The sequence below is a fragment of the Candidatus Palauibacter australiensis genome (genome assembly GCA_026705295.1).
Taxonomy (GTDB): Bacteria; Gemmatimonadota; Gemmatimonadetes; order Palauibacterales; family Palauibacteraceae; genus Palauibacter; species Palauibacter australiensis.
The window spans coordinates 1-7,151 of record JAPPBA010000093.1 but is presented as its reverse complement, the minus strand read 5'-3'; the positions used below and the strand labels follow the sequence as shown (position 1 = coordinate 7,151).

Annotated in this window: 12 protein-coding genes; 10 read left to right on the top strand and 2 right to left on the bottom strand. The window is 69.7% G+C overall.

Annotated elements, in window-relative coordinates; translation table 11 throughout:
- Together OXN85_07145 and secG are read left to right on the top strand one after the other, a co-directional pair.
- On the top strand, nucleotides 1-449 hold a 449-nt coding region (locus OXN85_07145), incomplete at its 5' end, for an HNH endonuclease signature motif containing protein (protein ID MCY3599730.1).
- A 123-nt stretch (nucleotides 450-572) separates the two neighbouring features.
- Nucleotides 573-1,028, top strand: a complete 456-nt coding sequence (gene secG, locus OXN85_07140; GenBank protein MCY3599729.1) for a preprotein translocase subunit SecG — start codon at nucleotides 573-575, stop codon at nucleotides 1,026-1,028.
- On the opposite strand, the gene OXN85_07135 is transcribed toward secG, so the two are convergent.
- A complete protein-coding gene (locus tag OXN85_07135; protein MCY3599728.1) occupies nucleotides 1,025-1,654 on the bottom strand; it encodes a ribonuclease HI in 630 nt (209 codons plus the stop codon). The two genes, secG and OXN85_07135, sit on opposite strands and share 4 nt — an antisense overlap.
- 92 nt (nucleotides 1,655-1,746) lie before the next feature.
- On the opposite strand from OXN85_07135, the gene carA reads away from it, so the two are divergent.
- The 3 genes from carA (at nucleotide 1,747) to OXN85_07120 (ending at nucleotide 4,266) form a co-directional block, all read left to right on the top strand.
- Nucleotides 1,747-2,883 (top strand): glutamine-hydrolyzing carbamoyl-phosphate synthase small subunit, encoded by a 1,137-nt coding sequence (carA, locus tag OXN85_07130; protein MCY3599727.1) that lies wholly within the window; start codon nucleotides 1,747-1,749, stop codon nucleotides 2,881-2,883.
- 124 nt (nucleotides 2,884-3,007) lie between these two features.
- Complete coding sequence (gene sppA / locus OXN85_07125; GenBank protein ID MCY3599726.1) at nucleotides 3,008-3,907, top strand: signal peptide peptidase SppA; 900 nt, start codon at nucleotides 3,008-3,010, stop codon at nucleotides 3,905-3,907.
- 65 nt (nucleotides 3,908-3,972) lie between these two features.
- Nucleotides 3,973-4,266, top strand: coding sequence for an integration host factor subunit beta (locus OXN85_07120; GenBank protein MCY3599725.1), 294 nt, complete (start codon nucleotides 3,973-3,975; stop codon nucleotides 4,264-4,266).
- A gap of 25 nt (nucleotides 4,267-4,291) precedes the next feature.
- Here OXN85_07120 and OXN85_07115 read toward each other — a convergent pair whose 3' ends face one another.
- Complete coding sequence (locus OXN85_07115) at nucleotides 4,292-5,464, bottom strand: aminotransferase class I/II-fold pyridoxal phosphate-dependent enzyme (protein MCY3599724.1); 1,173 nt, start codon at nucleotides 5,462-5,464, stop codon at nucleotides 4,292-4,294.
- A gap of 92 nt (nucleotides 5,465-5,556) precedes the next feature.
- On the opposite strand from OXN85_07115, the gene OXN85_07110 reads away from it, so the two are divergent.
- From OXN85_07110 to OXN85_07090, 5 genes are all read left to right on the top strand, one after another.
- The gene (locus OXN85_07110; GenBank protein ID MCY3599723.1) at nucleotides 5,557-5,847 is read left to right on the top strand and encodes a hypothetical protein; all 291 of its coding nucleotides are present in this window, start codon (nucleotides 5,557-5,559) and stop codon (nucleotides 5,845-5,847) included.
- Nucleotides 5,844-6,098, top strand: a complete 255-nt coding sequence (locus tag OXN85_07105; protein ID MCY3599722.1) for a MoaD/ThiS family protein — start codon at nucleotides 5,844-5,846, stop codon at nucleotides 6,096-6,098. The genes OXN85_07110 and OXN85_07105 overlap by 4 nt, the downstream gene beginning before the upstream one ends.
- Nucleotides 6,099-6,102: 4 nt before the next feature.
- A complete protein-coding gene (locus tag OXN85_07100; GenBank protein MCY3599721.1) occupies nucleotides 6,103-6,606 on the top strand; it encodes a molybdenum cofactor biosynthesis protein MoaE in 504 nt (167 codons plus the stop codon).
- A 79-nt stretch (nucleotides 6,607-6,685) separates the two neighbouring features.
- Nucleotides 6,686-6,808 (top strand): hypothetical protein, encoded by a 123-nt coding sequence (locus tag OXN85_07095; GenBank protein MCY3599720.1) that lies wholly within the window; start codon nucleotides 6,686-6,688, stop codon nucleotides 6,806-6,808.
- A 66-nt stretch (nucleotides 6,809-6,874) separates the two neighbouring features.
- Nucleotides 6,875-7,151 (top strand): radical SAM protein (locus OXN85_07090; protein ID MCY3599719.1); only part of this gene is annotated, 277 nt, incomplete at its 3' end.

Here is a 7,151-nt window from a genome sequence, read left to right as displayed (position 1 = left end):
GCCGCCAGCGGACGGTGGGGTGGCGGCTGCGCAAGGCGCTCGACGTCAGGGACGGCGGCTGCCGCTTCCCGGGCTGCGGCTCGCGCGACACGCAGGCACACCACGCCATCCCCTGGTCCGAGGGGGGCGAGACGAAGCTCGACAACCTGATCCTCCTGTGCCGCTTCCATCACCGGGCCGTGCACGAGGGCGGCTGGCGGGTCGAGATGGGGAAGGCGGGCGCGGCGCGCTTCCGCGATCCGAAGGGGCGCGTGGTGCCGGCGGTGCCTCCGGTGCATGAGGACGTCAAGGCGCCCTCAACCGCCGACGCGGGGCTCCGGAACTGGCACCGGCAGGAGGGGATCGACCCCTGGACGGCGACCAGCCTCTGGATGGGCGACCCCCTGGACCTCGACTGGGCGCTCTGGGTCCTCTGGGCGCAGTACGACACCAGGCCGCTGGCAGCGTGAGGCGACCGGGCAGGTGGGCGGGATCGTCGGGATTGTGCTAGGTTCTGGACACAGGATTCAAGCTTGGAAGGGCAGCAAGGTTAGGGCCTTCCAACGAAGGAACGAATCAAGCCAGGGTAGAAGATGTTCCCGTTTCTGATCGTATTGATATCGCTGATCGCGCTCGTGCTGTGCGTGATGATCCTCCTCCAGTCCGCGAAGGGCGGGGGGCTCGCCGCCTCCTTCGGCGGGGCCTCGTCCTCCACGGACTCCTTCATGGGAGGACGCCAGGCGGCCAACGCGCTGACGAAGGCGAGCTGGTACGGCGGGGGGAGTTTCCTCTTCCTCGCGCTCGTGCTGACCGTGCTCTCCTCCCGTCCGGACGCGGCGCCGGAATCGATCCTGCGCCAGGGACTTCCCGGCCAGCAGAGCCTCCCCGAAGCGCCGGCTTCGCTCCTGGAGGTGACGCCCGATCTCGGTGAAGGCGCAGCCCCCTCCGATGACGCCGCCGCACCGGGGTCCGAGGAGGGCGCCGCGGAAGGGGATGGAACGGAAGGCGGGGAAGGGAACCCCGACTCGGGGAGCGGGAACCCCGGCTAGTCAGGCGGGCGGGGGTCCTCGGCGAACGCTTCGCTCGGCAGGTCCAGAAACTCGATGTACCGCTCCTTCTCCTGCGCCTCCGCGAGCCAGCTCTCGAACCCGGACGGGACGAGTCCGTCGGTGCCGCGCCGCTTCCGCGCCGCCGTCACCGCCAGGTGGTCCGCGTAGGCGTTCTTCACGTCGTCGGCGTGTCCCCGGGTCCAACGCCACTCCACGCGGTGCCGCGCGGCGACCCGCACGAGTTCCCGCCACAGGTCGAGGTTCTCGATCGGTCCGCCCTTGCGCCGCCAGCCTCGGCGGGCCCAGCCGTGTACCCACTCCTTCATCCCGCGGACGAGATACTGGCTGTCGCTCGTGAAGACGACGCGGCACGCCCGCCGCAGGGCGCCGAGCCCGACGATGCCGGAGACGATCGCCATGCGGTTGTTCGTCGTGTCCGGATCGAAGTGGGCGTAGTCCCGCCGATACCAGCCCCCGCGCTCGTCGAACCGTTCGATGAGACCGGCGGCCGCCCCCGGATTCCGGCGATTCTCGAACTGGTTGCCGAGGCAGGACTCGTCGGCGAAGATATGAACGAGCGGAGCGTCGGTCCCGCTCTCCCGCCCGGGTCCGGAGTCGGTGGTCAACGCGCCTCCCGCGGCTTGGGTTCGCCCGGCACGCGGGCCGCGAGCCGATGCCCGGGTCCCCGCACCTTCAACCGCCACATTGGACGCGCCACTTGAGCGAGACGCAAGCACGCCCCGGATACCTCCTGCTCGAAGACGGCCGCCGCTTCGACGGCGCCTACGCGGGCCCCGAGACCGAGACCGCCGGCGAAGCCGTCTTCACGACGGTAATGACGGGATATCACGAGGTGCTCACGGATCCCTCCTTCGCCGCGCAGATCGTCGTCATGACCGCGCCCATGCAGGGGGTGTACGGCATCCGCGATCCCGACGTTCAGTCGCGGCGGCCGTGGGTCGCGGGCTTCGTCGTGAGGCACCTGTCGCATGAGATCGGGTCCGGGCCGGCCGATTCCACGCTGCCCGAGTACCTCGCGTCGCACGGGATTCCGACGCTGGTGGGCGCGGACACGCGGGCCCTGACGCGCCATATCCGCGATGCGGGCGCGATGCGGGCCGTCATCGCGCACGACGGGGTGTCGCCGGAGCGGGCCGCCGAGCGCCTGGCCGCCGAGCCGGAGATGTCCGGGCGCGACCTCGCCACCGCCGTCTCGACGCCCGAACCGTACGAACTCGCTCCCCTCGATGGCGCCGCCGAGCGCGGCCTCGTCCTCTGCCTCGACTACGGCGTGAAGACGCGAAGCCTCGACCTCTTCCGCCGGGAGGGATACCGCGTGCGCGTCGTCCCCTGCGACACGGACGCCGAGGAACTGCTGGCCGCCCGCCCGGACGGCGTCTTCGTCTCCAACGGACCCGGCGATCCGGAGGCCGTGCCGGGCGCCGTCGAGCGCATCCGCACGCTGAGCGACGCCGGGGTCCCGCTGTTCGGCATCTGCCTCGGACACCAGCTCATCGCGCGGGCCTTCGGGGGCACGAACTACAAGCTGCCGTACGGGCACCGGGGCGGGAATCACCCCGTGCTCAACCACGCCACGGGCGCCGTCGAGATCACCTCGCAGAACCACGGCTTCTCGGTGCTCGAAAAAGATGGACGGATCGAGGGCGGAGACGATCTCGAGATCACGCACCGAAATCTGAACGACGGCACGGTGGAAGGGTTGGTCCACCGCGAGCGGCCGGTGTTCGCGGTCCAGTACCACCCCGAATCGGCTCCGGGACCCCACGACAGCCGGTATCTGTTCAACCGCTTCGTCGAGACGATGCGAAGTGCCGGAAGCTCCGTCCCGAGTTGACCGTGCGCGATCCGTGCGCGATCCGCGAACGATCGGTGCGCGATCCGTTGAACGTTGACCATATGTTGTCTAGGTTGCGTCGGGCCTCCGCCCACCGACCCACACTCACGGACCGCGGCGCGACGTGACCTACGACAAGCGAAACACGGTGATCGCCCTCCTGGCGCTGCTCGGGATCTTCGGCGTGGGCGCGATCCTCTCCATCTGGTGGACGGTGGGGAATACGTCGTTTCTCGCCGGGGGGCGCGTCGCGGTCGTTCCGCTGCGCGGCGTGATCACGGACGAAGCCGCCTTCACGAAGACGCTCGACGGCTTTCGAGAGGACCCCGGCGTGCGCGCCTTCGTGATCGAGATCGAGTCCCCGGGAGGAACCGTCGGGGCTTCGCAGAGCATCTTCGAAGCCATTCGCGCCCTGCGGGACGACGACGACCGGCCCGTCCTCGCCTGGATGGGCGATGTGGGCGCCTCCGGCGGATACTACGCCGCGGTCGGGGCCGACAGCGTGTTCGCGCTGCCCGGCACGATGACCGGGTCCATCGGCGTCATCATGGAATTTCCCAACGCAGAGGAGTTGTTCCGCAAGGTCGGCGTCGACTGGGAAGTCGTGGCGAGCGCGGAGCACAAGGATCTGGGCGGCTACGGGCGCGCCCTCTCTCCCGAGGACCGCGAGATCCTCGAGGAACTCGTGAGCGACGTACACGAGCAGTTCGTCGAGGTCGTGTCCGACAACCGGGACCTGGACCGGGAGACCGTGCGCCGGCTGGCGGACGGCCGGGTGTTCACGGGCCGGCAGGCGAACGAACTCGGACTCGTTGACGGCCTCATGACCCTGCCCGAGACCATCGAACTCGCGGGCCGGATGGCGGGGCTGGGAGCGGATCCGACCGTCGTGCGGCCGCGCGAACCGACCTTGAATCTGTTCGACCTGATCGGCGGACTGAGCCTCGGCGATGCGCGAACGTGGATCGGGTCGCTGGCGCCCCTGCGCCCAAGCGCCCCGAGACTCCTCTTTGAACTGAGATAAGCCGCTCCCATCCCGGAGCGGAACACCATTCTTGAACGGTTGCACAACGCTCGGAGGAGAGGGAGATGACGAAGGCGGATCTCATCGAACAGGTCCACGAGGCCATCGGCCCCGGCGTGACGAAGCGGGACTGCGCCGCGGTGGTCAACGCATTTCTCAACGCCGTCAAGGGAGCCGTCGTACAAGGCAACCACATCGAGATTCGCGGCTTCGGCACGTTCAAGGTTCGCGAGCGCCGGACCCGCATGGCGCGCAATCCGCGCACGGGAGATCCCGTCCGCGTGCCGCCGAGGAAGGTGCCCGTCTTCAAGCCCTCGCGTCTGCTGCGCGACGAAGTGGCGTCGAGCCTCGGGGACTAGCAGCGTGTGAGGTGCGGCGGGCGGGTCAGCCGAAGAAGCCGGCGATCCGCTCGAGTCCTTCCTCCAGGACGTCCCGCTCCACCGCGAAGTTGAAGCGCAGGTGGCCCGGAGAGCCGAACGGCTCGCCGGGCATGCACGCGACCTTCGCATCGGCGAGCAGCCGCTCGGCGACATCGAGCGACGCACCGTCGCCGGCCGTGAGCCGCGCGTAGAAATACAGCGCGCCGTCCGGCGCAAACGCCTCGATCCCGCCCATCTCCGCGAATCTCGACAGCCCCAGTTCCCTGAGTCCGGAGAGCCTGGCCAGGAGATCCGCGACGAACGCTTCGCGCGGAGCGCTCTCGCCGAGCGCGGCCGCGGCGGCGTGCTGCGAGGGGCCGACGGCCCCCGAGGTCGTCTGTCCCTGCAGGTCCGCCATCTTCCGGACCACCTCGCGCGGCCCCACGGCATACCCGATCCGGAACCCCGGCATGCAGAACGCCTTCGAGACGCCGTCGAGCAGGATCGTCCTCTCCCCGCGCTCCGCGACGTCGAACACGGACGGCGACGGGGCCCCGTAGGCGAGCCGCCGGTAGATCTCGTCGGAGAGCACCCAGATCCCGTGCCGCTCCGCCCACGCCAGGATGTCGCGCAGCAGGCCGGGCGGGATGACGGCGCCGGTCGGGTTTCCCGGGCTGTTGAGCATGAGCCCCCGGGTCCGGGCCGTGCGGGCCGCCTCGAGATCCTCGACCGCCGGCACGAACCCGCCTTCCCACGTCGTCTCCACGATGACCGGCTCCGCCCCCGCGAGCCGGACGATCGTCGTGTAGCTCGGCCAGAAGGGGGAGGGCACCAGCACCTCCTCGCCGGCGCCGAAGAGCGCGTAGCAGCAGTTGAACAGCGACTGCTTCACGCCCGCGCTCACGATCACCGAGTCCGCATCCACCGCCTCGGCCGCCGTCGTCTCGCTCAGGTAGCGCGCGATCGCCTCGCGCAGTTCGGGCAGCCCGGAGGTGGGCGGATACCCCGTCTTCCCCTCCTCGACGGCCCGAATGCCGGCGCGCGCCGCGAACGGCGGGGCGGGGTACTGCGGCTCGCCGGCCGAGAGGTCCACGACCGGGATTCCCGCCGCCTTCAGCTTCCGGGCGCGGGCGGCCAGCACCAGCGTGGCCGATGCCTCGAGCCGGGCGACGTTCGGAGAAAACTGCGTAGCGGGCACGGTCGGGCGCTCTTGTAGAAGGGGTGGGTCGGTTTGAGAGAGGGCTGCGGCGTCCCTATCTTCGGCTGCAGGATGGTACGCGGGGAGAGTCCATGACGACAGAGACCACAAGCGCGCTGGCGCCGGCGGAGGTGCTGGCCGCCACGCGAGATTTCTTCCTCGGGGACGACCGGATGGTGGACGCCTGGGTCGACACCGAGAGCGACACGCACATCGCGTTCTGCACCTTCCGGGGCAACCTCTCGGTCGCCGCCTTCCCGGATCCCGCGGGGCCCGATGGCACGCGCATCCGGGTGACGACGCTGCGCGAAGAGGGCATCGTGCCGCGGCTCCTCGCCTACCTCGCGCTGGCGACCGCGCGCCCATCGAACGCGCGCCCATGACGGACCGGATCTCGGTGCGCACGCTCTTCTTCGGCGTGTACGGCGAACTCGCCGCGCGCAGGGAGGGGTCGGCGGAACTCCCGACCGACAGCACCGTGGCGGATCTCGTCGAAACCCTGCGCGGGCCGGGGGGGCTCGACTGGCTCCCCGAGAGGGTCGTCGTCGCCGTCAACCAGGGGTACGCGGAGGCCGGAACGGTCCTGTTTGATGGGGATGAGGTCGCGCTCATCCCCCCTGTTGCGGGGGGTTGAGTCGATGTCGAAGGGGGCAGACGACGGTGTCCGGAACTGTGTCCGGACGTGGATCACCCGCGACAGTCTGGACGATTTCGCGCAATTCGAGGATATTGTACGGGAGATCGGGTCCGTGGCGGACGGCGCGCTGCTCCTTTTTCAGGGGCGCGTCCGTCGCACGAACCGCGGCCGGACGGTGTCCCGCCTCACCTACGAGGCGTACGGAGAGATGGCGGAACGGGAGCTGTCGGCCATCTGCCGCGAGGCGCTGGAGCGGTTCGATGTGGGCTCGATCGCCGCGGCGCACCGCGTGGGCGACCTCGGGCTGGGAGAGGTCAGCGTGGCGATCGCGGTGACGTCGGCCCACCGCGACGCCGGCTACCGGGCTTCGCGGTGGATTATCGAAACGATCAAGGTCAGACTGCCGGTCTGGAAGCACGAACACTACGAGGACGGAGAGTCGCACTGGGTGGGAGCCCCGGCGCTGGAAGCGGGGACTTCGGCCGGCGGCGCGCCGTTCGAGTAGGAAGGTCCGGTCAGGGGCGATCCGACGGATCCCGGGGCAGCCGGCTCCGGGCGCGGGCGCCCAAATCGAGGAGGACGCCATGTTTAAGATGGTCCGCAACCTGCTGGTCGTTGCCATGATCGCGACGGTCTCGTTTGCCGGAGACTGTGGCGACGATGACGACAACATGATGATGCAGGAGGACATCACGGCGATCGGCTAGCCGTCTCCGCGGCGCGGGGCTCCGCGCTGCCCGACGGCTGCGCGGAGCCCTCGCCACTCACCGCTCATGAAAGATCAATTCGGCCGCAGCATCCGGTATCTCCGGATCTCGGTCACGGATCGATGCAACCTGCGCTGCACGTACTGCATGCCGGAGGAGGGGCTCGCCTGGATCCCCAAGCCCGAAATGCTCGCGTACGAGGAGATCTCCGAGATCGTGCGCCAGATGGCCGCGCTCGGGCTGGAGCGCGTCCGGATCACGGGCGGCGAACCCCTCGTCCGCAAGGACCTGCCGGACCTCGTGCGCATGATCGCCGCGGTCCCCGGCATCGACGACATCTCGC